Source organism: Acinetobacter sp. CAU_H_S170_2, from assembly GCF_058890445.1.
This window is the reverse complement of record NZ_JBZYAE010000001.1, coordinates 674543-700395: the sequence shown is the minus strand read 5'-3', so window position 1 is coordinate 700395 and position 25853 is coordinate 674543. Positions and strand designations below refer to the sequence as shown.

The following is a 25853-nucleotide window of genomic DNA, read 5'->3' as shown; positions in this document are numbered from 1 at the left end:
TTCTCTATTCTTATTTTGTGATTTGATTAAACAGTGGATAACCCAAACCTAAAAGCTTGACGTATAAGCTTGGTGATGCCCGCTTCATCCACCAAAACAATTTGGCATCGGGTTGCGGAATGGTATAAAGCTTGCCTGCATCTAAGCGATTTAATGTTTTTTTTACAACAGCATCACTGGTGGTAAACGCATGGTTCATTAGCAGTTTGTCAGCCAGTCCAGAATAGCGACTTGGCAAGCGACCATTCTTCATAATATTAGTGGGCACCAAGGTCGGACACAGCACATTGACTGCAATGTTATAAGCATGAAGCTCTGAAGCCAAGGTTTCTGATAGAGCCAAAACACTAGACTTGGTCACGTTGTACGCTGTCATCTCAGGGGCTGCGGTATAGCCCGCAGCCGATGCCACATTGATAATGGCACCAAAGCCTTGCTGTTTAAATTTGGGTACAAAGTAGTGGCAACCATGAATCACCCCCCACAGGTTGACATGCATACACCACCGCCAATCCTCCAGCGACACCTCATCAAACTTACTACCTAGCCCCACTCCCGCATTATTGATGAGCAAAGTAACAGGATGTCCCAAAAGCTGTTCCGCTTGCTCGGCCAAAGCGTGTACAGATTCTTTTAATCCAACATCACAATGCACGGCGTAGGCTGACGTAGATGTCATCGACTGAATCAAATCTACAGTCTCCTGTGCCGAGCTTAAATCAATATCTGCACAGATGACATCACCACCGCGCTTTGCCAGTTCCAGTGCAAAGCTACGACCAATTCCGCTACCTGCGCCCGTTACAACTGCGTAGGCCTTTTGACTTGGTTTATTTTTTTTACTCAACAGTCCCATGTCATAACCTCCTTCTTATGATTTAAGTATTGGAGTAAATTCTTTGGTGAAATAGGGGGTTAACACTCCTGTTTCAGGATGTAGTAAACGCTCTTTGTAATAATCTAAAAATGCAGAAGTGTCATAATCATTCGGGTGAAAACTCGGGCGTAAATAATCAAAAATATGCTTCCAACTACTGCCATAAACACCTCGTTTCAGCCCAAACAAGAGGCTGAAACTGCGCGGTACATCCTTCCAATAACTGAGACTCACCAAATTAGACGGTTTGCGATAAAACGGGACAAAAACTGACGCCACTGAAATCAATAGCAAAATGGTGATAAGGGCTGGAAAAAAGCCTGTAATACGTAAGGCATAGTTATTGGAAAGTGATTGAAACACATCATATGCAATGTCTTTGTGCTCAGATTCCTCTAGCATGTGCCACATCCAAATCGCCCGTTGCTTTTCGTCTTGAGAATCGAAAAAAATCTCTTCATGGTTCATCATGTATTCAGACAGCACTGCGGTAAAATGTTCAATGCCTGCCATCAAAGACAATTTCATCGGCTGCGGTAAGCGGTTAAAACCGTAGTCAAAAACGATTTCAGCTAAATAACGAAAAATACCAACGGGTAAATCAACCTGTTTAAAAGTATCGTTCAATTCTTCATGTAGCTTTGAATGCAGTGCCTCCTGTCCAATCAAAGACGTCACGCGTTGTTTTAATACAGGGTCTCTAAGGAAATCGCGGTGATAACGGGCGGTATCAATCACCAAGTCTTCACCATAGGTCAGAAAGATCGAGAGTGATGCAAAGTAAGCACTGGCCAACTCCGCATTTAGGTAGAATTTGGGATCAATTTTCTCAGCTTCAAAGTCAAATTTCATATGCCGAATCGGAATAATCGCAGACTGTTTTTCAGCATCGAATACGGGTCCCTTAAAAATTTGGCTGGCTTTGCCTTTCAATGGAAGAGCGATACGCATAGGACATTCCTTCTTATTTTTAGCTCGTTTTTCAGGCTCAATCTCACGATTTTCACCATCTCTTTGCATTCAAAATAAGAGGCCGTTTCCCCTATGCCACTGGCATTTTTCTTCAAATGATTTGCAATTTATGACTTTAAAATCTGTTGTCTAACAATCACTCCACAGATTTATCTATCGGGGTCAGAACGAGGCTTTGTGTGCCACAAAGGGAATACACTGCTCATAGGCTGAGCAATCTTCGCCATAGTGTTTTTTGAGAAAGTAGTCTTGCACCATTTGCGCCTGCTGTTCAATGCCATAGCTTAAAAACTGTTTTCCTTGTTTTAATGCATAACGATATTGACGGTTAAAAAGTGCCTTACGGACTACAGCGAGTCCCTGCTGAATTTGCCAAACATGTGTTAGCTCATGAATCAACCAAGCTTGTTGATGAATCGGTTGGTCGGCAAAATTTTCGCACCAGTCTTTGATATTAAAATAGACATGTCCATTGGGGCTAATCGCATAATGAGGCAGCACTGCCCGATGCGCGATAATTCGAACTGAATCCGTGTTCAGACTGTTCCCAAAAATGCTGCTGGCGAGCTTTTTCTCCGCTTCAGTCAAGGGCCGATTTTTAAGTTCAAACTTTTGCTGTATTTTTTGTAAAAGCGCTTGAAACCACACAATCACACTCCATAAAGACATTAGAATAATTTGTTCTTTTTAAGGACATTTACGGATTTTTTTTAGAATATCCCTTAAAAAAAATCGCATTTCGTATATAGTATTCGCACTTATTATTGATTAATACTTCTATTTGTTTATCGTCACTTACACCACGTAGAACTTATAGCTATAACAAACTCAATCGTCGTGTATATCCCTATAGGTATAGGATTTAGTTGGAAATGAAAAGTTTTAAAATTGCACTTGCACAGTTCTCTCCGCACATTGGCAACCTTGAAGCAAATGCCCAAAAAATGTTGGAGCAGGCCAATGAAGCAAAAAAACAAAATGCTGATTTAATTATTTTTCCAGAACTTTCGAGCATTGGTTACCCAGCAGAAGATTTACTTCTACGTCCTAGCCTAACCAAACGCACGCAACAAGTTTTTGAACAACTTAAAACAGTAAAAGACATTGTGATGGTCTTTGGTTTTGTCAATCAAACTGAAGACGGTCAACGCTACAACGCCGCTGCGGTCATGAAAGATGGGCAAGTTTTGGGTGTGTATAACAAACAAAACTTGCCAAACTATAGCGTGTTTGATGAAAAGCGCTACTTCACCGAAGGGCATCAACACCTTGTTTTTGAATATCTGGGGCATAAGTTTGGTGTGTTGATTTGTGAAGATGTTTGGTCACTTTCAACGGTACAACAACTAGCACAGCTCAATGTAGAAACAGCTTTAGTCTTAAATGCTTCACCATATGAAGTCGGTAAGCCACAGCACCGCGTTGAAACCATGTCTGCACTGGCAAAACAAATGAACCTCAACTTGGTTTATGCCAACCAAGTCGGCGGTCAAGACGACCTGATCTTTGATGGTACAAGCTTCGTGATTGCCAAAAATGGTTCAGTTGTACTTCAAGCTGAAAGCTTTAAAGAATCCCTGTATTTCGCTGAATACGAAGCAGAACAACAAGCCTTTAAGGCCAATGCGCTGCCGCCTGCTTTAGACACTATGGCAGAGATTTATCAAAGCTTAGTGATGGCGACTCGCGACTATGTACAGCGCTCAGGTTTCCCTGGGGTGATTTTGGGTTTATCAGGCGGGATCGACTCTGCTTTAACCCTTGCCATTGCAGCCGACGCGATTGGCGCCGACAAAGTCCAAGCCGTAATGATGCCATATACCTATACCGCCCAAATCAGTGTAGAAGATGCTGCTGAACAAGCGAAGAGTATGGGGGTGACTTTTGGGATTGCTGAAATCAACCCGATTGTGAACAGCTTTATGCAAACGCTTTATCCGTTCTTTGGCAACAGCCCTGCGGATGCAACTGAAGAAAACTTACAAGCGCGTGCCCGCGGTACACTGCTGATGGGTTTATCAAACAAATTTGGTAATTTAGTCCTGTCTACAGGCAACAAATCAGAATTGGCTGTGGGCTACTGCACGCTCTATGGTGACATGGTGGGTGGTTTTTCCGTACTAAAAGATGTGTATAAAACCATTGTGTTTGAACTTGCGAAATACCGAAACAGCATTTCAGACAAGCCTGTGATTCCTGAGCGTGTGATTACTCGCCCACCTTCAGCAGAGTTACGTCCAGATCAAAAGGACCAAGACTCTTTACCACCATATGATGTACTGGATGCCATTTTGTATGCTTATATTGAAGAAGATATGAGCCAAGATGACATCATTGCCAAAGGCTTTGATGCTGAAGTGGTTGCAAAAGTGATTCGTTTGGTCGATTTCAATGAATACAAACGTCGCCAAGGTGCAATTGGTCCGCGTATCAGCTCACGCGCATTTAGCCGTGAACGTCGTTACCCAATCATGAATGGCTGGAAAGCTGGCATATAAGCTGCTGTTCCAATAAAAAAGCCCAAACAGATGTTTGGGCTTTTTTATATCGACATATTCAAATCTATTTTTTACGCACAAAAAAAGAGACCAAGCTGAGAGCTTGGTCTTTAAAAATGGTGGCTATGACGAGACTTGAACTTGTGACCCCCGCATTATGAGTGCGGTGCTCTAACCAACTGAGCTACATAGCCGTAAACTGTGGGGGCATTATCTATACATATTAAACACCCGTCAAGCCCTACCCCATCCCAATGATCAGCATTTAAACAACTGATAATTAAATGTTTAAAATTAATACATATTTAGTAAAAAACATCGGGCACAATAGCTAAATATATAAAGGAAACTATCCTTAAGCAGATCAAATCCTTGCTTATTACTACACTCTTAACAGCACTAAGTGCATGCCAGCTCGTGAGTCCAGCCTTGGTCAATTATAATCACGCTTACATGAATGTTGCCAAATGAATCATCAATCAACACTTATAGAACATGTAACAAAAAACGATGCATGGCATAGCTCAGCAAAGCCCAACAACGCTTATATCATGTTCAAAAAGATCACCATATAAGCAACTTGAAATTGCAATGCTAAATGCTAAATGCTAAATGCTAAATGCTAAATGCTAAATGCTAAATGCTAAATGCTAAATGCTAAATGCTAAATGCTAAATGCTAAATGCTAAATGCTAAATGCTAAATGCTATGCGCAACTAAACTGAACAAAGAATAAAATTACAGGCTAAAAAAATAAATTTTTGCAGAATAATGTACTGCCTATATGCAGATCCAAAATAGCTTCCAAGGATTAAAATCACAGAAGTATCAACTCAATATAAATAAAAAGAATCTCTTCGAATTATTGATTTCATCTCTACAATTCTGTAAAACAGCTCACTATTTAATAAAGTGCTTAAAACTTTAATCACTGATTACTTTTAACATCAAAACCAATAATTTTATAACAGCATGAGTCATTATTTTGGATAATACAATTGAAAATGATGTATCACCTGATACACAACCTTATATTGCAGGCTTTTGGCGTAGGAGCTTCGCATTTATCATTGATGCTTTGCTCATCGGTGCTTTCTGTAACATTATCTCTAGCCTATTAGGTAAATTTCCTTATGAATACCCTATACTCATAACATTAATTGGTTATCTTTTCGTTATTCTATACTTTACTTATTGCAACAGCGTTAACAATAATGGACAAACAATCGGCAAAATTCTTCAATCCATTAAAGTCGTCAAACTAGATCAGCAGTATCTCAGCCTATCCGCCTCATTTCTACGCTCGGCAATTTTATATGCCCCTTTCTGCTTAATGTCTTTTACGCTACTTTTTCACCCAGTATTGAATAGCATCTTTACGATACTTTTAGGTAGCTTACTGATTTCTATAATTTATTTATATATTTTTAATCGGAAAAATCGCCGCTCTATTCACGACTATCTAGCACACACAATTGTCATAAAAAATGGGGTTGAACCTAAGACTATTTCTACAACATGGAATGTACATTTTTACATCGTAACTATTTTAGTTTTCATTTTTTCAGGGTTACAAGTTTGGAACAGTATTACAAGTGACCAAGACTATATTCCTATTTCTTTACAAAATCTAAAATTTAAGGAATTAAGCCAATTTGATTATGGTTATCTCATCCTTCCTAAAAATGAGGAAGGTATAAATCCAACTCAACATTATTATTTAGCCACGATTACCGATCCTAATTTACTCAATAATCCAAGTTATGCTGAAGAATTTGCACAATATATTTTCAAATTAGAACCACGTCATCGTGCAAAATATCTAGAAAATTATGTTCAACTCACCGCTCGCTATCAATTTGGGTTAATTTCAAAAAAACGTTCTTCCACCTATTTAATTGAAACAGATGATCAGCAGAAAATTACTGCTCAGGAAGTTTCTTCACAACAACAAACGCAAATTGGAGGTGGGTATTAAGCCCAAAATAAGGACAAAAAAAGACCACGTTTTGGAACGTGGTCTATAAAAATGGTGGCTATGACGAGACTTGAACTTGTGACCCCCGCATTATGAGTGCGGTGCTCTAACCAACTGAGCTACATAGCCGTAAACTGTGCGCGCATTATGTGGTTTTCTCACCAGTACGTCAAGTACCTTGCGCGCTTAATTGATCAAAATTTGTTGAAGTGAGCCGATAAGCCGGGTTCTGTCGAGAACGATCATTCCTCTAGGCGTACAATCACTCATACGCTCAAGCGACCTACCCGGATCCAGCATGGGCCATGCCTAAAGGATCCCTATTTGGTCTTGCTTCCGGTGGGGTTTACCATGCCATGAACTGTTACCAGCCATGCGGTGCGCTCTTACCGCACCCTTTCACCCTTACCTCCGATTTCGATTGCTCGAAACCATAATGAAGGCGGTCTACTCTCTGCTGCACTTTCCGTCGGCTCACGCCGCCCAGGCGTTACCTGGCACCTTGCCCTATGAAGCCCGGACTTTCCTCCCCTGCTTCAATCACGGAGATCTCCACAGCAGCGATCGTCTGGCTCACTTCGAGGCGCATAGTATCAAATTTTAGACTTAATTGCTTGCGCTTTTTTGAGCAATTAGTTTTTTATATTTATCCATGAGCTCATCCTCAGTTTCCGCATGATTAGGATCTAGCGGAATACAATCCACTGGACAGAACAATTGGCACTGGGGTTTATCATAATGTCCGATACACTCTGTGCATAAGTCTGGATTGATTTCATAAATCAATTCCCCCATGAAAATGGCTTCATTGGGGCACACAGGTTCACAAACATCACAATTGATGCATTCATCGGTTATATATAAAGACACATTACCAACCTTGTTGATGTTTACGTTCAAAAGCAGCAACCACCGCTTGTGGTACAAACTTCGTCACATCACCTTTTAAACGTGCTATTTCACGAATCAATGTCGATGAAATAAATGAATACTGTTCTGACGGCGTTAAAAATACCGCCTCAAAGTGTGAATCAAGTTGACGGTTCATATTGGCTAACTGGAACTCGTATTCAAAGTCAGACACTGCACGCAATCCTCGCAGTACAGCCGTTGCTTTTTGTTCACGGAAGAAGTTCACCAACAAACCATCAAAACCTACAAACTCAACATTATCAAGATGGCTTAATGATGCTTTGGCCAAGCTCACACGCTCTTCTAAACTAAAGAGAGGGTTTTTATGATGACCAATGGCAATGGCTACCACCACTTCATCAAACATACGTGATGCACGTGTAACCAAATCAATATGACCATTGGTAATTGGATCAAAAGTCCCCGGGTAAATGACGCGAGTTTTAGACATCCATTTTTACTCTGTTGATTTTGTAGAGCCATATTTTAGCAAAAACTTGTTTTATAGGTGAAGAAACTCTATAAATTTGAAAAAACTTCACCTTAACCATGCTTTAAGGCACAATAGGTACATTGTTGGAAGTAATTGATTATGGCGAAAGCAACTGTAGTTAAAAAAAATACCAGCGGGACGATTGCACAGAATAAACGTGCACGTCACGACTATTTTATTGAAGAAAAATTTGAAGCTGGCCTGTCACTGCAAGGCTGGGAAGTGAAATCATTACGTGCAGGTCGTATGACGCTGTCTGAGAGTTATATCACCTTTAAAAATGGTGAAGCTTTCCTGTTCGGTGCTCAAATTCAGCCTTTACTCAGTGCATCTACGCACATTGTTCCTGAAGCGACCCGTACCCGTAAGTTACTGTTGAACCGTCGTGAACTGGATAAGCTACTCGGCGCAGTGAATCAAAAAGGTTATTCGTGTGTTCCACTTGTTGCTTATTGGAAAGGACCACGTGCGAAATTAGAAATCGCTTTAGTGAAAGGCAAACAGCTGCATGACAAACGTGCCACGGAAAAAGACCGTGACTGGCAACGTGATAAAGCCCGTATTATGCATAAATAATAAAAAACCTCCCATGTGGAGGTTTTTTATTATCAGAACTGTTAATAGTCAGCTTTTAGCTCAACCAAATATTTTCCAAACTTTCGAGCAGTTTCCAAGTCACCTTCAGGTGGGGTTATTTCAATACTAGCGTTGTCTGACTGAGTCATCAAACCTAAAAAGCTCGACATCCGATTAATATCGTGTTGGCTACGTCCCGTCGGCATAAACGGTAAACCAGCCCACAACATACCATGCTGCATAGCAAATAAATTAATCTGCTGTAATACCGCCAGTTTATCGCCACTTAAGCCCCCACCATTGGTAAAGCCTGCAGCCAGTTTTCCTTGCCAAGCCCGTGCTAACCAGCGCTTAGAGGAATCTTCCATAAACTGCTTAAGCGCTGCTGTAAGACTGCCCATATACGTTGGGCAACCCATCACAATAATATCGGCCTGATCTAACAAGTCCCACTGCACTGCAGCAACAGAAATTAAATGCACATCAGCACCCGCCTGCTCTGCACCTTGTGCAATATACTGAGCGACTTTCGCCGTATGACCATAGGCGCTATGATAAACCACACACACATGAACAGGTGTAGCAGAAACAAGATCAGGTACAGACATGGAAATTTTTAAGACCAAAGAATTGAGTTAAGTTTAACACTTCCACTCGCTGAGTGGGGAGTAAGTGCAAGGATTAAAACAGCCAAGCACTTCATCAAAAGCCTAACTATTGCATAAACACGAATGTCCCCATACGCCCAGTTTTGGCATGACGTCGATAAGAGAAGTACTCATCCGACTGGCTAAATGAACACTGATCACCACCAGAGACTACCTCAACACCGTGCTGTTTTAGAATGAATTTTGCGATCGCATATAAGTCAGCATAATATTTTCCAGCTTGCGCACCAGTTTGAAATGCAGACTCAAGCTCAGCATACTTTGAACAAAAAGCTTCTTTTACTTCCGCCCCAATTTCAAAACAAGGTTGACTAATGGCCGCACCCAACCAAGCCCATGTCGGCTGAGTGTTCATGCTGGCAATGGTATTTTCAATAATGCCATGCGCCAACCCACGCCAACCTGCATGCAAATTGGCTACTTCAGTTCCATCTGCATTGCCTACAACCACTGGCAAACAATCGGCTGTCATCATCATCAGGGCATGCTTCGGGCGCTGCGTCACCAAACCATCCCCTTCTTGAGCATCAAAGTCAATTTGCTCATTCACTACACGGCAAATGGTGCTGTGGGTTTGCGTCATCCATGTGATTTTATCGACCCCATAGCCCGCAAACTCTTCGAGCAAGATCATGCGATGCTGTTGCACACGTGCGGCATCATCCTGTACGTGCAAAGCCAAATTAAAGCCTTGCAGTTCAGTTTGAGTGGTTTCTAAAGCACGATCATGATGCACACGGGTTTGCCCCACAAAAACACCTGCCGGAAGTCCTTGAACAAATTGCATATACTGTCCTTATGATGATTCAGCTATAACTTAGTAGGCTTTGTTTTCCGTACGGAGTACATCGACCAAGGTCGCCAAGTCTGCTGGCCACGGCGCTTTAAACAACATTTCATCACCTGTACGAGGGTGTTTCAAACCGAGCTCTGCTGCATGCAAGGCTTGGCGTCTGAAACCACGTAAAGTCTCATCTAAAAGTTCTGTTGCACCTGCGGGCACGCGCACACGCGGCATATACACAGGATCGCCAACTAAACCAAAACCAATATAACTAAAATGCACACGAATCTGATGCGTACGTCCAGTTTCAAGACGAGCTTGGATGCGGGTGAAATGTTGGAAGCGTTCTTTCACGTTGTAGTGTGTTACAGCATCTTTACCGCCCGGCAATACCGCCATTTTGACACGATCTACAGGGTGACGTTTAATCGGTTCATCCACCGTGCCACCCGCAATCACATTGCCATACACAATCAGGTCATAAACACGGTAAACCGTTTTTTTCGCCAATTGCTTACTCAGTGAAAATTGCGCTTCTAAATTTTTCGCAACGACCAACAAGCCTGACGTATCTTTATCAATACGATGTACCAAACCCGCACGGGTCAGTTCTGCCGATTTTGGATAGTGATGCAATAATGCATTTACCAACGTACCCGATGAATTGCCCGCACCTGGGTGAACCACCATCCCAACAGGTTTATTAACGACAATAATGTCCTCATCTTCATAGACAATATCCAGCGGAATGTCTTCAGGCAGACTACGAGTTTGGGCTTCTAACTCAACTTCAAGGGTTAACAGTTCAAATCCTTCACATTTATATTTGGGTTTGACACTGTTACCATTTACCAACAAATGGCCTTCTTTTAGCCACTGTTTGAGTTTTTCACGCGAAAAGTCGCTCCAAATCGTTGCTGCAACTTGGTCTATACGTTGTCCGAGATAAGTTTCATCCAATTGAAATTGCAACGATAAACGTGTTGCAGTAGAGCTTGAAGTATGGTTATCTGCATCCTCAGAATCTTCAAGTAAATTGAAATCGGTTTCAGGGAAATTTGGATCGGAAGATTGTGCTTGAGCCATTTGATCATTCAAATAAAAGTGATTTAATAGCGCAATTGTAGCTCATTGCCCGTATTAACAGAGGAATTTTTATGTCGCTACCACATTATAAAATGACAATGCTTGCTCTAACGATTGGCATTGCATCTGCAATGGTAGGCTGTAGCAGCAATCCCAAGAAAGAAGTGGTAGATACCGGTCCACAATCGAGTGAACAGGTTTATATTCAAAAAGCAGAAAAAGCACTGCAAAGTGGTCAATATACCGACGCTGCAAAACACTTAGAAGCATTAGATACCTATTACCCTACAGGTGAATATGCGCAACAAGCTCAACTAGAGCTGCTCTATGTGAAGTTTCAGCAGAAAGATTATGAAGGTGCGATTGCACTGGCTGATCGTTTCATTCGTTTGAACCCTCAGCATCCAAACGTGGACTATGCCTACTATGTCCGTGGCGTAGCCAATATGGAACAAAACTATGATGGTTTGATTCGTTATACTTCTTTAAAGCAAGCACATCGCGATGTGAGCTATCTTAAAGTGGCATATCAAAACTTCGTAGACTTTATTCGTCGTTACCCTTCAAGCACTTATGCGGTTGATGCCGCACAGCGCATGAAGTTTATCAGCAATGAGTTGGCTGAAAGCGAAATGAATGCGGCACGTTTTAATATCAAACGTAAAGCATGGGTCGCAGCACTAGAGCGTGCGCAATGGGTGATTGAACATTATCCACAAAGCCCTCAAGTGCCTGAAGCTTTAGCAACTGTTGCTTATTCGTATGACCAATTGGGCGACAAGCAAACTGCGCAACAATATACCGATGTCTTGAAACTAAATTATCCAAATTTAGTGAAATCGAATGGTGAAGTGAACTTACGCGCTGCACGTAAAGAAGCAAGTTGGGTCAACCGCGCGACTTTAGGTGTGTTTGGTCGCGAAGAACAAAACAGTTCTGAAGAAACAATCGAACAGCCGAAACAAACAACAGAGCGCAGCTTTACCAACCGTATCAGTTTCGGTCTACTCGATCGTCCTGAAACACAGCAAAACATCAATACTGAAACCGAATAATTCCTCTGAAATATTCGCTATTTTAGAAAGGGCAAGTTATCATACTTGCCCTTTTGTTTTGTGCGATTTCCGCTTGATCAAAACGCTTAAAAGGTATACAAAACAATCTAGATTCGATGGTTTTTTGCATTTTAAAACCTCCATCTCTGCTTCTTTTCACGGTTCAAAACATCAGCGACTGACGATTCGACATGGCTATTCCTCAACACACCATTGACCAAATTTTAGATCGGACCGACATTGTCGACCTGATTGGTCAACGTGTGAAACTTAAAAAGTCAGGTCGCACCTATTCAGGCTGTTGTCCGTTCCATCAAGAAAAATCACCATCTTTTCACGTGTATCGTGACAAACAGTATTTCCACTGTTTTGGTTGTCAGGCCAATGGTAATGCCATTCGTTTTTTAATGGACATCGACAGTCGTAGCTTTATTGATGTGATGAAGGATTTGTCGAGTCAAACAGGCATCGAACTTCCAAAAGACAACCGTGACTCGAAAAAACTGGTGTATAAGCGAGAAGCTAAACCTGTCCAAAAACCACAGGTCGATGTCGCAGAAGCCAAGAAAACTGAGCCAGCTCTGGTACAACCTGAGTTTCAAATTGAGCATGATCCTTTTGCTGAATTTCAGTCCATGGACTACCAAGAGGGTTATGCTGATTTTGATACTTTCGAGGGCTTCAACACTGCCCCCGTTCAAGAAGGCAACTTATACGACCTGTTAGAAAATATTGCGCAATACTATGAGCAGCAACTACCGCATAGTCGCTCTGCTCAGCAGTACTTTAAGCAACGTGGACTCAGCCGAGATACCATTGCATATTGGCGTTTAGGTTATGCACCTGAGGACTGGCAACACTTAGAAAAAGCCTTCCCGCAAGATATCGAAGGCTTAAAGCTACTCGGATTGATTCGTACCAGCGACAACGGTCGTGACTTTGACTTGTTACGGGATCGCGTCATATTTCCGATTCGTGATGCCAAAGGTCGTGTGGTGGGATTCGGTGGTCGTGCTCTAAATGACGAAATTAAGCCCAAATACATCAACTCGCCAGACTCTGAGGTATTTCATAAAAACCAATTGCTTTATGGTTTATATGAAGGTCGTAAACAAAAAGCCCAAGACTGCCTAATGGTCGAAGGCTATATGGATGTGATTGCACTACAGCAGTATGGCATTGCAGGTGCTGTGGCGACCTTGGGAACTGCCAGTAACACCGAACACTTAAATATTCTGTTTAAACAAAACAACCGGATTACCATTGCCTTCGATGGTGACGTGGCTGGACAAAAAGCAGCACGCCGTACTTTAGAAATTGCATTACCGTTACTCAATGATGGTCGTGAGCTGAAGTTCTTTGTGCTGCCAAATGATCATGACCCTGACTCAATGATTCGTCGCGAAGGTATTGAAAACTTTAATAAACTGCTCCAACAGGCCCCACTACTGTCAGATTTTGTTTTTGCACATCTGACGCAGAACCATGACATTAGTAGCCCTGAAGGTAAAAGTCAGGTCATGAGTGAGTTGCGCCAACTGACGGACTTATTGCCGAAAACGGGCTCTTTCCGTTATTTGCTAAATCAATCCTTCAAAGAAAAGCTTGGTTTTGGTCGTCGCTGGACACCTCAAGTCAGCAACGATGCCTCGTTGTCTTTTAATATTCGCACCAAAGATGAAGACTTCGCCCTCGCCGTTCTGATCCATCATCCGTTTTTGTATATTCACTTTGAAACTCTACGCGCCTATTTACCTGAAGATGAACTTTTAGCGCATGTGCTACAAGTCTTAGATGGCATCTTTGATGATTTACCCGACGACCAAGAACTGGCAACCTATTATGTTTTGGGTGCATGTAGCCGTTATGCCAACGCGATTGCCGATATTATGCAGCGTACCAATATTGAAGAACTAACTAAAACACCAGAACTGGCGGATAAACTGGCCAGTGAATATGCTCTTTCGCTTGAAGAAAAATATTTAAAACTTAAACTTAAAGCCCCAAATTCATTAATTGAGACACGAAATTTAAAACATAAACTCTTTGAACTGACCAAAAAAATAGGCTTAAGACTGATTACTTAAACCTATTGCATTTTTGTATTTAGATTTACTTTTTAGTTTTACGACGTTTAGTAAAAGTCTCATTTAAACATGTTTGCATTTGTTCAAAATGACTCGGATCTTCTGATTTGGCTGCTTCACGCAGCATAATCGAGGTCGGATGTAGCAACTTCTGCGTCAAACGATGTGCAAACTCTTGCATCACCCGCTCCGGTTTTTCTCCTTTCGCAATCCGTGCCAGCGCTAGATCTAGTTCTTCTTGTCTTAAGTGTTCACCTTGCTGACGGTAAGCATGGATGGTTTCACCTGCGAGATTAACCTTCTGCTGGGTCACCAACTCCGTTGCTAGTTGGTTGACCATCACCTCAGCTTCAACCGCCGCCTGACGACGTTGAGCAAGGTTTTCATCAATCACCGACTGCAAGTCATCTACGCCATATAAATAGACGCCATCCAAACTTTCCACTTTCGGGTCGATATCACGCGGAACAGCCAAATCGACCATCAACATTTGTTGATAACGACGCTTTTTTAAGGCAGCTTTTACATCTGGATAATGAATCACTTGATGTAAACTACCGGTACAACTGGAAATGACATCTGCACGCGCTAAGTTATTAGCCAACTGATCAAACTCAATGATTTCCACATCTACACGATGGGCTATTTCTTGAGCCAAAGTTTCAGCCCGTTCACGGGTACGGTTACAAATGAGGATTTTTGCGACGCCCATTTCAGCCAAATGCTTCGCCACTAAGCTATTCATTTCGCCCGCAGCGACCACCATGACTGTCAACTTTTCAGGCTTACTAAACACTTGTAATGCAAGCTGAGCCACCGCGTAACCCATCGATACAGCATGACTACCCACAGCCGTTTCAGAGCGGACGCGTTTCGCCGCATAGAAAGCATATTCAAAAATTCGGTTTAAATGAGGAGAAACAGTATGAGCCGTCTTCGCTAGAGATAGTGCTGATTTAACCTGCCCCAAAATTTGCGGTTCACCAAGCATGAGTGAATCTAAACCGCTTGCAACACGCATTAAGTGAGTGACAGCCTGCGCATTTTCATAACGGTATACATGATTCAACAATTGTTTAACATCTATGCCATTTGCTTGGGCGAGCCAGTTTAATACCATATCTGAGTTTTCAGACATGGCATACACTTCTGTTCTGTTACACGTAGAGACCACTACCATTTCATTTAAGTCTTGGTTTTGGCCTTGTTGCTCAAGCAGTTGTGTTAACTTTTCAGGGTTAAATGCAATTTGCTCACGCAATTCTACGGAGGCGGTTTGATGGTTGACACCCAATGCAAAGAAAGACATATCAGATCATCATTTCGCTAAATTTATGCTATTGTGCAATAACGGTGTCATAAAAAGCATTACTTGGATCAAGAAAAATTGCGTCAAACACATTGCCGACTGAGCGGCGCGAGAATTAAGCAATATTCTACCACATTCTTACTCGTCGGTAGCATGGCATCTAGTGCTCATCTTAGAGCAGCTGGAGATTTTTCGCTATCTAATTATGATGCAATTCAACAAAGTATGATTGCCGAATTTGCACTGGCTTATCAAGACAGCGCGACTGCCCTGCATAACTATACTGTGTTGGCGATTAAAAGTAATTCCACCACCATTAAACAGCGCGCTTTAAATATTGCCCTTGAACAAAATGACTTGCATGCCGCACTCGACATTGCAACGCATTGGGTGGTGCAAGAGCCTACCGATGTTCCAGCCTTATTTTATTTATCTCACATTGCACTCAAAGCACATGAATATGAACTTGCAGCTGAAACACTCGATAAAATTCTCAACATTGATGCCAATGCTGATTTAGAGCAAATCCTTGCGGGGATTGCCCCTGAAGAACCTGAAGATCAAGAAATTCTCATCCAAGCACTACGTTCAAGTAAGGAGCGGAACAATCCCTCTATTTTGGCATTGATTGCAGGTTTAGAGGCGCAAAATGGCCAGCTTGACCAAGCCCTAACCACCATCAATAAAGCCCTAAAAAAGCGCGGAAAAGTCACAGGCTACATCCTGATGAAAGCCAACTTACTCAGCGCACTCGGTCAAGAAGAAGAAACCCGTAATTGGTATGCAAAATCGAGTCGTAAACACCGTGACAATGTCGATGTCCGTTTAGCCGAAGCCAAATATCTGATTAAAATTAATGCGTCGAATGAGGCCTTAACCAAGCTTGAGAGCCTGATTAAAAAATGGCCTAACCAAGAAGAAGCCTTGTTTATTGCGGGGTTAACCAGTATTGACTTAAAAAAGTACGAAAAAGCGGAAAAATATCTGGTTGAACTACGTAATTCAGCCGAATATCAAAATGAAGCCTATTACTATCTAGCAGTGAATGCTGAACGAAAACAGCATTTTGAAACAGCCAAGGCCTACTATCGTCTAGTCGATGGTAGTCTGTATACCGTATCACGTCGTAGCCTCATCAGTATCTATACTCAGCAAAACAAACCCAATGATGCTTTGCGCTTTTTAACCCAAGAACGGGTGAACTATCCACAACATGCAAGTTTTTTGTATCAGGCGCAAGCCGATATTTTAAAGCGCATGAATAACAAAGCCGCAGCCATGCGACTGTTAGATGAGGCGATTAAGAACTTACCGGATGATCCTGAACTGATCTATTCTGAAGTGCTAATGTTGGATCCACATACGGATAAAGACAAACTTGAAAAGTTGCTAAACCAACTGTTAAGTATCGAGCCCAATAGCCCAACCTATCTCAATGCTTATGCATATACTTTAGCCTTGCAAAACAGACGCTTAGATGATGCACGTAGATTTGTTGAACATGCTTTAGAATATGCCCCTGAACAAGCCTCCATCTTAGACACCTTGGGCTTTATTTGTTACTTACAAAATGACTTTAGCACGTCAGCCAAAGTCTTAGAAAAAGCCTACCTCATCAGTGGTAGTGTCAATATTGGCGTGCGTTATGCGCGTTCAGTTTATATGCTCGGTGATCTGCAAAAATTCTCCACTGTGTTACAACAACTCAAACAAAAACACCCAAATGATCCTCAATTGGATCAACTCAATACTTTATTGTTACCCCAACAACTGAAAAAGAGCTCATAGTTTTTATGCGTATTTTCTCAAATCTGAGCTTAAGCTTACTTGCTGCAAGTAGCTTAGCACTAACAGGCTGTCAACAATTTACTAAACCACAGCTTGATCCAAACACTATACAAACCGAATCTGATCAACAATTTAGCTTACAGGGTAAAATTGGGGTGCGTACGCCTGAACAGACAGGCAGTGCTTTTTTCACATGGGTACAACAGCAACAAGAGTTTGATATTGAGCTCAGTGGAATTTTAGGCGTTGGTAAAACGCAAATTACTGGTCGTCCAGGTGAAGTTAGCCTGAATAGTGCTAAAACTGGCCTCATCCAAGCTGAAACTCCTGAAGAACTTTTAAAAACAGCAACAGGTTGGCAGGCACCCATCACCCATTTAGTCAATTGGGTTCAAGCCAAACCTGCAACAGTTCAAGCACAAATCCAACGTGACAGTGCCAAACGAGCGGTAAAGATCATTGAAGATGGTTGGAGCGTTGAGCTGAGCTATAACGAACAAGCCCATATGCCAAATCGGTTGATTTTAAAACAAGCACTTGAAAATGGTGCAGAAAACCGTATTACAATGGTCATTCAAAACCGCTAGTTTATCTCGTTATGATCCGTGTCCCTGCCCCATCAAAACTGAATTTGTTTTTACACATTACGGGTCGTCGTGAAAACGGCTACCACGAACTGCAAAGTATTTTCCAGTTGATCGATCTGTGTGATTGGTTAGAGTTTGAGCTCCGTACAGATCAAGAAATTCATATTGAAGGCTTAAACAGTGTCGATTTGAGTCAAAATTTGATTTATAAGGCGACGCAGATACTTAAGCCGTATGCACAAACAGCCACCGGTTTATCCATTCGTCTTGAAAAAAATATTCCGATGGGTGCAGGCTTAGGTGGTGGTTCATCGGATGCTGCAACGACATTAATCGTAGTCAATCAACTGTGGCAGTGCGGGCTAAATACTGAGCAATTAGCAGACTTGGGTGTTCAGTTAGGCGCAGACGTTCCCATCTTTGTCCATGGTCGCAATGCTTGGGCTGAAGGCATAGGTGAGCACTTAACATTCATAGACTTAGATCAAAAACAATACATTGTGTTAAAACCTGATTGTTTTATCAGCACTCAATTGCTTTTTTCACAAAAAACATTGACAAGAAACACGAAGAGCTCTAAATTTTGCGCCTATCAGTTAAAGCCATCTGATTTTGGAAATAATTTTGAGCCTTTGGCAAGAAGTTTATATCCAGAAGTAGATGAAGCGATGCAATATCTCGACCAGTTCGGTGTTGCAAAACTTACAGGTACAGGTGCTTGTGTTTTTGCTGAAGTAACGAGTGATATGAACATTGATGATGTTCTTGCAAATGCACCATGTAAAGCTTACTTGGTCAACAGCTTGAATGAATCACCAATAAGACATTTCCACGTTACCTGATAGGGGTATCGCCAAGTGGTAAGGCACCGGTTTTTGATATCGGCATCCGTTGGTTCGAATCCAGCTACCCCTGCCATTTTATTTCACCTGTAGATGACTGTACTAGGGGTATCGCCAAGTGGTAAGGCACCGGTTTTTGATATCGGCATCCGTTGGTTCGAATCCAGCTACCCCTGCCATTTTACAGTAATCAAATTTAGGGGTATCGCCAAGTGGTAAGGCACCGGTTTTTGATATCGGCATCCGTTGGTTCGAATCCAGCTACCCCTGCCATTTTCCAAAAAAGACAGAGCAACACTTTGCTGTTCTACTGTTAATTTACCTTGACAGAATGACGCAAAAATATTAAAGTTCTGCCGCATTAGGGGTATCGCCAAGTGGTAAGGCACCGGTTTTTGATATCGGCATCCGTTGGTTCGAATCCAGCTACCCCTGCCATCTAATTCCTAAATTGCCAACCGCCAAGGGTGCTTCATGCCCAATCTTGTCGTTTTTAGTGGATCTGCACATCCACAATTCGCCCAAAAAGTCGTAAGCCACTTGCACATCCCTTTAGGTGCTGCATCTATTGGTCAATTTTCTGACGGTGAAATTGCTGTCGAAATTACTGAAAATGTTCGTGGTAAAGACGTATTTATCGTACAACCTACTTGTGCCCCAACGAATGATAACCTGATGGAAATCCTCGTTATGGCTGATGCTTTGCGTCGTGCAAGTGCTGGTCGTATTACCGCAGTGATTCCTTATTTCGGTTATGCGCGTCAAGACCGTCGTCCTCGTTCATCACGTGTTCCAATTACTGCAAAAGTTGTCGCAGATATGCTGACAACTGTAGGAATTGATCGTGTGGTAATGATCGACCTTCACGCTGACCAAATCCAAGGTTTCTTCGATATCCCTGTAGACAACATCTACGGTACACCAGCGCTTTTAGCTGACCTTCGTCAACAATCACATGATAACCTCATGGTGGTTTCTCCTGACGTTGGCGGTGTCGTTCGTGCACGTGCTGTTGCTAAACAAATGGGCGATATTGACCTTGCTATCATCGACAAACGTCGTCAAAAGGCAAACGAATCACAAGTCATGCACTTGATTGGTGATGTTAAAGGCCGTGACTGCGTCATCGTAGATGACATGGTGGATACTGCAGGTACGTTATGTAAAGCTGCTGATGCATTGAAAACATTTGGTGCGCGCAAAGTGGTTGCTTATGCAACTCACCCTGTTTTATCAGGTAAAGCTATCGAAAACTTGAAAAACTCTGTGATTGATGAATTGGTTGTTACAGACACCATTCCTCTTTCTGAAGAAGCTCAAGCTCTTGGTAAGATTCGCCAAGTTTCAGTTGCGAGTATGGTTGCTGAAACAATTCGTCGTATTAACAACGAAGAATCTATTAGTGCAATGTTTGATTCTTATCTATAATATAGCGCTGAATTTTAAAAGCCCTGCCCAGTGCAGGGCTTTGTCTCACTAGGTCGGTCGCAGATCTAGTTTATTTAAAACTTAAATTAAGGATGTCTATCATGGCAAACTTCGTATTAAACGCTCAAGCGCGTGAAGCAGCTAACCAAGGGAAAGGTGCGAGCCGCCGCCTTCGTCACGCTGCTCAAGTTCCAGCTATCATCTACGGTGGTGCTGCTGAACCTGTAGCTGTTACTTTAGAACTTCGTGAGCTTGTTAAAGCTTTAGAAAACAACGCTTTCTTCGAAGAAGTTGTTGAAATCAAAGTTGGCGACAAAGTTGAAAGCGTTAAAATCAAAGCGTTACAACGTCACCCAGCTAAAAACACGCCTATGCACGCTGACTTCGTTCGCGCATAAGTGTTATTGGTGTAATTAGTGTCAAATATTTCACTGATTGTTGGTTTGGGCAACCCAGGTTCTGAGTATGCCCAAACCCGCCATAATGCAGGCTTTTGGTTTGTTGAACGCCTTGCAGAACAATATGGCATTACGCTTAAAAAAGACCCAAAATTCAATGGAATGAGTGGGCGTGGTAATATCGAAGGTCAAGACGTCCGTCTGCTATTACCCACAACCTTTATGAACCTTGTTGGTAAAAGTGTTGTTCCCTTCGCAAAATTCTACAATATTGCTCCAGAAGCAATACTGATTGCTCACGATGAACTGGATATGAACCCTGGTGTCATTCGCCTAAAAACAGGTGGTGGTCATGGTGGTCATAATGGTTTACGTGACATAGTCCCTCATATCGGTCCAAACTTCCATCGCTTACGCATTGGTATTGGTCACCCCGGTTCAAAAGAACGTGTTTCAGGACATGTCTTAAGCAAAGCACCAAGCAATGAACAAAATTTAATGGATGACGCAATCCATCACGCATTGGCTCGCACTAAAATGCTGGTGAATGGTGAGATTCAGCCTGCCATGAATCAAATCAATGCTTACAAACCAAACTGATTAGTCAAAAAAATGTTGAACCATGCTGCTTGCCATACTGTCATTTTAAAGGCAAAATGCGCTTGCCTGATTGCTTATCCAGCAAGTTCAGATTGATTCAACCATAAGATAACGATCTTAGGTCCACTCAGGAGACGCTAGCCATGCTATCTCGTTTATTAAAAGCAAAAATCCACCGTTGTGTTGTTACCCAAGCTGAACTTCATTATGAAGGTTCATGTGCAATCGATGGTCTTTTATTGGATTTAGCCGGTATCCGCGAATATGAAGAAATTCACATGTGGAACGTGACTAATGGTAAGCGTTTCAGTACCTATGCAATTCGTGGCGAAGAAGGTTCTGGCATCATTTCAGTCAATGGTGGTGCAGCACATCAGGCCGATGTAGGCGATTTAATGATTATTGCGACATTTGGTGATTTTACAGAAGCTGAAGCAAATGCACATAAACCACGTTTAGTTTATGCAAATCCAGACAATACTGTAAGTCACATGGCAAACTGTATTCCAGTCCAAGTGGCTTAAGCCCAATAGATTAAAAAAATCCGCTGCGTGCGGATTTTTTTATGAGCAGAATAATGCAATTGTATCAATTCTGAGTAGCACGAAACCCGCTCAACCAATCTCGTTTGCTCTCACAGCCTAAATCTTGTAGCTGATCACCTTTCAATGCCATGAGTATCGCACTGCCCTGCTCATCGACTTTAAACTCAGCATATTCTGCCTGCTGATAACAATCCGCTAAACCTTCTGCAAACAAAAAACTTCTCGACGCAGGATAAAGCTCGCTATATCGATTATTCGGGTTTTGTAAAATCAGTCGGGCTGTACGAACATTTTTCGGCAACTCAAAATAGCTATGTATCACGCGCCTCTGTGAATCGAGTTCAACATAAGTGAGCACCGAAGATTTGTTCTTAATCACTTCATCAAAATAATGACCTGAAAAAATCTGATCTTCTTGATTGATGTTTGCTTGGCTGGTGCTTTCTGGACTCAAATGTTGAGGCGCAAAATAAAGTTGATAATTCAGCGCCATATAATCCCCCTGAATAATCGAACGCGGGTCTACAGGTTGCAAACGCACATACATGGTTTGACTATTATTTAAGTGCCATTCATTTTTAAAAATTAAGCCTAGAAATACCGCGATGCTGAGTAATGCCAAAGCAAGAGGAGTCATTTTCTTCATATGCCGAACTCCTCTTTTTGCTTAAATAGCATCAAGCTCAAGGTCAGCAAGAGCAACATCAGACCTGACAGTAACATGCTTAAACTTTTAATCAAAAAAGTTACATCGAGGGAATAATATAAAAACCCTAAAATTACAGCGAAAGTTGCCAGCGCAAATCCATAGATCACTTTATCTTGTGTTTTTAATGCCCATGAAATGATGGCCAAACAAATAAAAATATCGAAATAACCATAATAAATTAGCCCAGTTGCAAAAGCAGTCAAAATAAAATGCGCAAATAAATGAAACTGGTTTTGAATATGTAAAAAGACAAACAGTACAAACCATAAAATCGGTAAGCCAAAAGTCAATATCGGAATGTGCTCAATTTTCGCTAATTCGTATTTCCCAAATAAAGTATAAAAACCCATAGAAAATAGAATAATGCCAAGTGCCGCAAGCAATAAACTGCGTTGATATTCAGTTGGCTGTATGAATTTTATGGCCAGAATTCCCAAATAAAAAACATAATTCCAAAGTGCTAAATAGACAAAATTTTCAACAATATTACGCCAACTGAGATATGCATTAATATCCCAAATACACGCTACACCTGCTGCATATAAACCCAAAACTTGAACAAAAACAAAGAACCAATGTGTTCGCATAAAATAAGCGAGTGCTAGCATCGCCAATTGTAAAAATAGAATAGGAAGAATGTGATTCATTAAATCAACGGTGTGAAAAATCACCGCAATTTGTCCTGCAACCCAGAGACAATAAGCAAATTGTCTTAAAAACAAACTTTGTTTAGCTTTCAATAAGTAAGCCGCCAAAGCCACAAAGACAACGCCCATAAGCAAAGAGAAATTTCCCCAAAAGGTCAGCATTAACGTAGCAAAGACGATGCCCGCAATCCAAGCTCCCACAGCAAGGGGAATAGCGTTGAACCGACTATGTGGAATAAATTTAATCAACATGTAAGTGATGAAAGCAAACCACGCAAAAATAATCAGTGCGATAAAAAATAATTCAACAATTTCATTCTGACCAAACCACTCCGTCACCGCCTTCACAATGATCAAGGTAAAGCTAATGCCCAAGCCAACGGCTGAAAGTGCACTACACAACTGATCTTTATTTTGATAATAGTAAACCAGTGAAATGCCCAACAAGATAAAAGACACGATGAAATAAAGAATGCTTTTATCCGCATAAAGATACATCGCCATATGCCAAATCGAGAGAACGGCAAACCACAGCAAGAATAAATAACGAAGTTTCGAATAATATTTATTGCAGAAATAGAATTGAATCAGCGCAAATACATGAATACTGATTAAAAAGAGATCTGGATATTGATCCCCCCAAAAGGTTTGGATAAAAAACAGAAACAACGCCAACTGGCTGGTAATACATAAAAGGAAAAACATCCCGATATTCGGGCGATATAACCACGGTAAAAGCAGCACAGACCAAAGTAAAAATAATAAATAGCTGTCAGCACCCGTTTGATAAATTTGACCAAACACAGCCAGAATTAAACCAATCATCAAACCACAGATACTATGTAAACACTGCACTAGAAAATCATGTTTTGTCAGCCACAAACTGCAAACCGCACTGAGGAATAATAACAACTGGGGAATAGCCAGCTGAATATTGTGTGGCAACATAAACCAATTGGCGGCAACCAAATACAATATACTGATCGCGATGAGGGTAAAACCAAAAACTTGCAGATGCTTTATGAAGGATTCAGCACTCCAAGGGTAATCATATTGTTGAATTTTGATCAATTCTAACTCCTCACTCTTATTTTTATCTTGATCATTTCAAACCATTCAAACTATAGAAAAACTTCTTATTCATGTTTATGGTTTTTCTCAGATATTCATTTTTGAACATTAAACTCATACTAAGTGAAATCATACATAGAGAGTGTTGGTCTTTAGCAAACCAATAACATAAACAACGCTATAGCAAAAATTGTTCTATGTATAAAACTGATCATTCTAAAACTCCCCCTGTTTTTCTAAATATTTAGCACTATAATGGGCTTACATCGCTTCAGGGCGGGGTGCAATTCCCCACCGGTGGTAAGTTCAGTTTGAATGACTCAGACTGAATCAGCCCACGAGCCAGCCAAGCAGAAATCATCTATTTGGCTCGCAGATTTGGTTCAATTCCAAAGCCGACGGTATAGTCCGGATGAAAGAAGACGACGTGACCAATAGAATCGCAGGTGCAAACCTATGAGGATTTATTGCTACGCCAATTTTTCAAAGTCCTGAAATGTTCAACCGTACTTCAATTTTACGCGAGCGTTTCAATGTCTAGTTTGATTCAACCCGAAATTTTCTTTTCAGCCCTTTCTCCAGCTGAACAACGTATTCAACAAGCTTTAGAAGATATCCGCCAAGGCAAACCCGTTTTGGTGATGGATGACTTTGACCGTGAAAACGAAGCCGACCTCATTGTGGCTGCTGAAACCCTCACCGTCGAAACAATGGCACGTATGATTCGTGATGGTTCTGGTATTGTATGTTTATGTCTGACCGATGAACTGGCCGATCACTTAGAGCTTGTGCCTATGGTGTCAGATAACTCAAGTCAGTTTAAAACTGCATTCACGGTGACCATTGAAGCTGCAACTGGCGTGACCACAGGTGTGTCTGCGCAAGATCGTACCACCACAGTCAAAGCAGCAATTAAAGATGGGGCTGTTGCCAGCGACTTAAATCGCCCTGGTCATGTCTTCCCTCTTCGTGCACGCCAAGGCGGTGTGCTCACCCGTCGCGGTCATACCGAAGGGACCATCGATTTAGCTCGTTTAGCAGGCTTGAAGCCGGCAGGTGTCTTGTGTGAACTGACTAATGCCGATGGGACTATGGCCTCTGGCATTCAAGTGTTGGCATATGCGCAAACGCATCAGTTGACGGTGATCACCATTGAAGAATTGGCGCAATATCGCATTAAACACGGAGTTTAATTTTCAGGCTCCCGATCAAAAAAGCCTCCATATTGGAGGCTTTTTTTATGCAATACCATCAGCATCAAACAAACACAGTATAAATACCATAGAGCGCAATACTGACCAATATCGCACCACAAACGCTTAATAACTTATTGTACAAAGCGGACTGCGATAGTTTATTAAAACCCAAATAAACCAAAGACAACGTGCTGAAGTCTAGAATAATCCAGAGAATGGTCAATAGTACAAGGCTGACATCAACATCACTGGTTACCCCAATGAATTGTGGGAAAAATGAAGCAAAGAAAATAATATCCTTCGGATTCGAAATACCCACCAAAAAACCTTGCTTAAAGCCCCCCTGCACCGCCTTTAGTTGCACAGGTGATGTTTCTGTTTCTTGTACAATGGCTTCTTTTAAAATTTGAAAGCCAAGATAAGCAATATATACGCAGCCTAAAATCTTAATCGCATTTAACCAATGCTCTGCAATGTTTAAAAAGCCTTTTAAGATGAGCACAGATAGTACAATGAGAACCAAAGAGGCTAAATTCGTCCCAAAAATGGTTTTTAAGGCTTGTTTATATCCACCTTTTAGACCTGCACTGGCAACCAACAACATCACTGGGCCAGGTGTTGCAATCATGACCACCACGGCCATGCAGTACAGCATCAGCTCAAATACATTGACCATCTAAAAAACCCTTTCCCCCAGTTACACTGGGCAACTATTGCAATAACCGCATATTATTTTTGACGCAAAAA

At 41.7% G+C, this 25853-nt stretch carries 25 protein-coding genes, 6 tRNA genes, 1 other RNA gene and 1 riboswitch; of the genes, 17 read left to right on the top strand and 15 right to left on the bottom strand.

Annotated elements, in window-relative coordinates; all coding sequences use genetic code 11:
• Nucleotides 1–10: 10 nt before the first annotated feature.
• The 3 genes from AC5EUN_RS03480 to AC5EUN_RS03470 all read right to left on the bottom strand — a co-directional run bounded on the left by AC5EUN_RS03480 (nt 11) and on the right by AC5EUN_RS03470 (nt 2518).
• On the bottom strand, nt 11–856 hold the full coding sequence (locus AC5EUN_RS03480; protein ID WP_010327294.1) for an SDR family NAD(P)-dependent oxidoreductase: 846 nt from the start codon (nt 854–856) through the stop codon (nt 11–13).
• A gap of 15 nt (nt 857–871) precedes the next feature.
• Complete coding sequence (locus AC5EUN_RS03475; RefSeq protein WP_058952503.1) at nt 872–1828, bottom strand: metal-dependent hydrolase; 957 nt, start codon at nt 1826–1828, stop codon at nt 872–874.
• A gap of 183 nt (nt 1829–2011) precedes the next feature.
• The gene (locus AC5EUN_RS03470; RefSeq protein ID WP_010327296.1) at nt 2012–2518 is read right to left on the bottom strand and encodes a hypothetical protein; all 507 of its coding nucleotides are present in this window, start codon (nt 2516–2518) and stop codon (nt 2012–2014) included.
• Between the two features lie 203 nt (nt 2519–2721).
• Between AC5EUN_RS03470 and AC5EUN_RS03465 the strand changes: the two genes are divergently transcribed.
• On the top strand, nt 2722–4347 hold the full coding sequence (locus AC5EUN_RS03465; protein WP_010327297.1) for an NAD+ synthase: 1626 nt from the start codon (nt 2722–2724) through the stop codon (nt 4345–4347).
• Between the two features lie 117 nt (nt 4348–4464).
• On the opposite strand, the gene AC5EUN_RS03460 is transcribed toward AC5EUN_RS03465, so the two are convergent.
• Nucleotides 4465–4541, bottom strand: a tRNA-Met gene (locus AC5EUN_RS03460).
• 791 nt (nt 4542–5332) lie between these two features.
• Here AC5EUN_RS03460 and AC5EUN_RS03455 point away from each other — a divergent pair.
• A complete protein-coding gene (locus tag AC5EUN_RS03455; RefSeq protein WP_010327298.1) occupies nt 5333–6325 on the top strand; it encodes an RDD family protein in 993 nt (330 codons plus the stop codon).
• A gap of 52 nt (nt 6326–6377) precedes the next feature.
• On the opposite strand, the gene AC5EUN_RS03450 is transcribed toward AC5EUN_RS03455, so the two are convergent.
• The 4 genes from AC5EUN_RS03450 to coaD all read right to left on the bottom strand — a co-directional run bounded on the left by AC5EUN_RS03450 (nt 6378) and on the right by coaD (nt 7688).
• Nucleotides 6378–6454 (bottom strand) — tRNA-Met (locus AC5EUN_RS03450).
• A 73-nt stretch (nt 6455–6527) separates the two neighbouring features.
• Nucleotides 6528–6905, bottom strand: an RNA gene (gene rnpB / locus AC5EUN_RS03445) — RNase P RNA component class A.
• A gap of 26 nt (nt 6906–6931) precedes the next feature.
• A complete protein-coding gene (locus AC5EUN_RS03440) occupies nt 6932–7195 on the bottom strand; it encodes a YfhL family 4Fe-4S dicluster ferredoxin (RefSeq protein WP_004695536.1) in 264 nt (87 codons plus the stop codon).
• 1 nt (nt 7196) lies between these two features.
• Complete coding sequence (coaD, locus tag AC5EUN_RS03435; protein WP_004695534.1) at nt 7197–7688, bottom strand: pantetheine-phosphate adenylyltransferase; 492 nt, start codon at nt 7686–7688, stop codon at nt 7197–7199.
• Between the two features lie 141 nt (nt 7689–7829).
• Between coaD and smpB the strand changes: the two genes are divergently transcribed.
• On the top strand, nt 7830–8306 hold the full coding sequence (gene smpB, locus AC5EUN_RS03430; protein WP_004695532.1) for an SsrA-binding protein SmpB: 477 nt from the start codon (nt 7830–7832) through the stop codon (nt 8304–8306).
• Nucleotides 8307–8347: 41 nt separating this feature from the next.
• Here the strand turns inward: smpB and AC5EUN_RS03425 are convergent, their stop codons facing one another.
• The 3 genes from AC5EUN_RS03425 to rluD all read right to left on the bottom strand — a co-directional run bounded on the left by AC5EUN_RS03425 (nt 8348) and on the right by rluD (nt 10844).
• Nucleotides 8348–8914 carry a flavodoxin family protein gene (locus AC5EUN_RS03425; RefSeq protein ID WP_004695530.1) on the bottom strand — a complete coding sequence of 189 codons (567 nt, stop codon included), beginning with the start codon at nt 8912–8914 and terminating at the stop codon, nt 8348–8350.
• 106 nt (nt 8915–9020) lie between these two features.
• On the bottom strand, nt 9021–9761 hold the full coding sequence (pgeF, locus tag AC5EUN_RS03420) for a peptidoglycan editing factor PgeF (protein WP_010327300.1): 741 nt from the start codon (nt 9759–9761) through the stop codon (nt 9021–9023).
• 30 nt (nt 9762–9791) lie between these two features.
• Nucleotides 9792–10844 (bottom strand): 23S rRNA pseudouridine(1911/1915/1917) synthase RluD, encoded by a 1053-nt coding sequence (gene rluD, locus AC5EUN_RS03415; protein WP_010327301.1) that lies wholly within the window; start codon nt 10842–10844, stop codon nt 9792–9794.
• A 71-nt stretch (nt 10845–10915) separates the two neighbouring features.
• Here rluD and AC5EUN_RS03410 point away from each other — a divergent pair, with 71 nt between their 5' ends.
• Nucleotides 10916–11899 (top strand): outer membrane protein assembly factor BamD, encoded by a 984-nt coding sequence (locus AC5EUN_RS03410; RefSeq protein WP_010327302.1) that lies wholly within the window; start codon nt 10916–10918, stop codon nt 11897–11899.
• Nucleotides 11900–12090: 191 nt separating this feature from the next.
• Complete coding sequence (locus AC5EUN_RS03405; RefSeq protein WP_010327303.1) at nt 12091–13986, top strand: DNA primase; 1896 nt, start codon at nt 12091–12093, stop codon at nt 13984–13986.
• Nucleotides 13987–14011: 25 nt separating this feature from the next.
• Here AC5EUN_RS03405 and hemA read toward each other — a convergent pair whose 3' ends face one another.
• Complete coding sequence (hemA, locus tag AC5EUN_RS03400) at nt 14012–15295, bottom strand: glutamyl-tRNA reductase (RefSeq protein ID WP_010327304.1); 1284 nt, start codon at nt 15293–15295, stop codon at nt 14012–14014.
• A gap of 78 nt (nt 15296–15373) precedes the next feature.
• Between hemA and AC5EUN_RS03395 the strand changes: the two genes are divergently transcribed.
• From AC5EUN_RS03395 to panD, 11 genes are all read left to right on the top strand, one after another.
• On the top strand, nt 15374–17083 hold the full coding sequence (locus tag AC5EUN_RS03395) for a tetratricopeptide repeat protein (protein ID WP_029575087.1): 1710 nt from the start codon (nt 15374–15376) through the stop codon (nt 17081–17083).
• A gap of 5 nt (nt 17084–17088) precedes the next feature.
• Complete coding sequence (gene lolB / locus AC5EUN_RS03390; RefSeq protein ID WP_010327306.1) at nt 17089–17670, top strand: lipoprotein insertase outer membrane protein LolB; 582 nt, start codon at nt 17089–17091, stop codon at nt 17668–17670.
• An 11-nt stretch (nt 17671–17681) separates the two neighbouring features.
• The gene (gene ispE / locus AC5EUN_RS03385) at nt 17682–18512 is read left to right on the top strand and encodes a 4-(cytidine 5'-diphospho)-2-C-methyl-D-erythritol kinase (protein ID WP_010327307.1); all 831 of its coding nucleotides are present in this window, start codon (nt 17682–17684) and stop codon (nt 18510–18512) included.
• 1 nt (nt 18513) lies between these two features.
• Nucleotides 18514–18588, top strand: a tRNA-Gln gene (locus tag AC5EUN_RS03380).
• A gap of 28 nt (nt 18589–18616) precedes the next feature.
• Nucleotides 18617–18691: transfer RNA gene (locus tag AC5EUN_RS03375), tRNA-Gln, on the top strand.
• 19 nt (nt 18692–18710) lie between these two features.
• Nucleotides 18711–18785 (top strand) — tRNA-Gln (locus AC5EUN_RS03370).
• 90 nt (nt 18786–18875) lie between these two features.
• Nucleotides 18876–18950: transfer RNA gene (locus AC5EUN_RS03365), tRNA-Gln, on the top strand.
• A gap of 36 nt (nt 18951–18986) precedes the next feature.
• Complete coding sequence (locus AC5EUN_RS03360; protein WP_004695513.1) at nt 18987–19940, top strand: ribose-phosphate pyrophosphokinase; 954 nt, start codon at nt 18987–18989, stop codon at nt 19938–19940.
• 101 nt (nt 19941–20041) lie between these two features.
• Nucleotides 20042–20338: a 50S ribosomal protein L25 gene (gene rplY / locus AC5EUN_RS03355; RefSeq protein ID WP_004695511.1), complete on the top strand. Its 297-nt coding sequence runs from the start codon at nt 20042–20044 to the stop codon at nt 20336–20338.
• 18 nt (nt 20339–20356) lie between these two features.
• On the top strand, nt 20357–20938 hold the full coding sequence (gene pth / locus AC5EUN_RS03350) for an aminoacyl-tRNA hydrolase (protein ID WP_004695508.1): 582 nt from the start codon (nt 20357–20359) through the stop codon (nt 20936–20938).
• Nucleotides 20939–21081: 143 nt separating this feature from the next.
• Nucleotides 21082–21462: an aspartate 1-decarboxylase gene (panD, locus tag AC5EUN_RS03345; protein ID WP_004695506.1), complete on the top strand. Its 381-nt coding sequence runs from the start codon at nt 21082–21084 to the stop codon at nt 21460–21462.
• A gap of 64 nt (nt 21463–21526) precedes the next feature.
• Here panD and AC5EUN_RS03340 read toward each other — a convergent pair whose 3' ends face one another.
• Together AC5EUN_RS03340 and AC5EUN_RS03335 are read right to left on the bottom strand one after the other, a co-directional pair.
• Nucleotides 21527–22129, bottom strand: coding sequence for a GDYXXLXY domain-containing protein (locus AC5EUN_RS03340; protein WP_493352161.1), 603 nt, complete (start codon nt 22127–22129; stop codon nt 21527–21529).
• Entirely contained in the window at nt 22126–23910 is a 1785-nt protein-coding gene (locus AC5EUN_RS03335; protein ID WP_493352160.1) for a DUF2157 domain-containing protein, read from the bottom strand. The genes AC5EUN_RS03340 and AC5EUN_RS03335 overlap by 4 nt, the downstream gene beginning before the upstream one ends.
• Nucleotides 23911–24174: 264 nt before the next feature.
• Nucleotides 24175–24338, top strand: a riboswitch (FMN riboswitch).
• Between the two features lie 105 nt (nt 24339–24443).
• Here AC5EUN_RS03335 and ribB point away from each other — a divergent pair.
• The gene (gene ribB / locus AC5EUN_RS03330; RefSeq protein WP_010327312.1) at nt 24444–25103 is read left to right on the top strand and encodes a 3,4-dihydroxy-2-butanone-4-phosphate synthase; all 660 of its coding nucleotides are present in this window, start codon (nt 24444–24446) and stop codon (nt 25101–25103) included.
• Between the two features lie 64 nt (nt 25104–25167).
• On the opposite strand, the gene AC5EUN_RS03325 is transcribed toward ribB, so the two are convergent.
• Nucleotides 25168–25782 (bottom strand): LysE family translocator, encoded by a 615-nt coding sequence (locus AC5EUN_RS03325; RefSeq protein WP_010327313.1) that lies wholly within the window; start codon nt 25780–25782, stop codon nt 25168–25170.
• Nucleotides 25783–25853 lie beyond the last annotated feature (71 nt).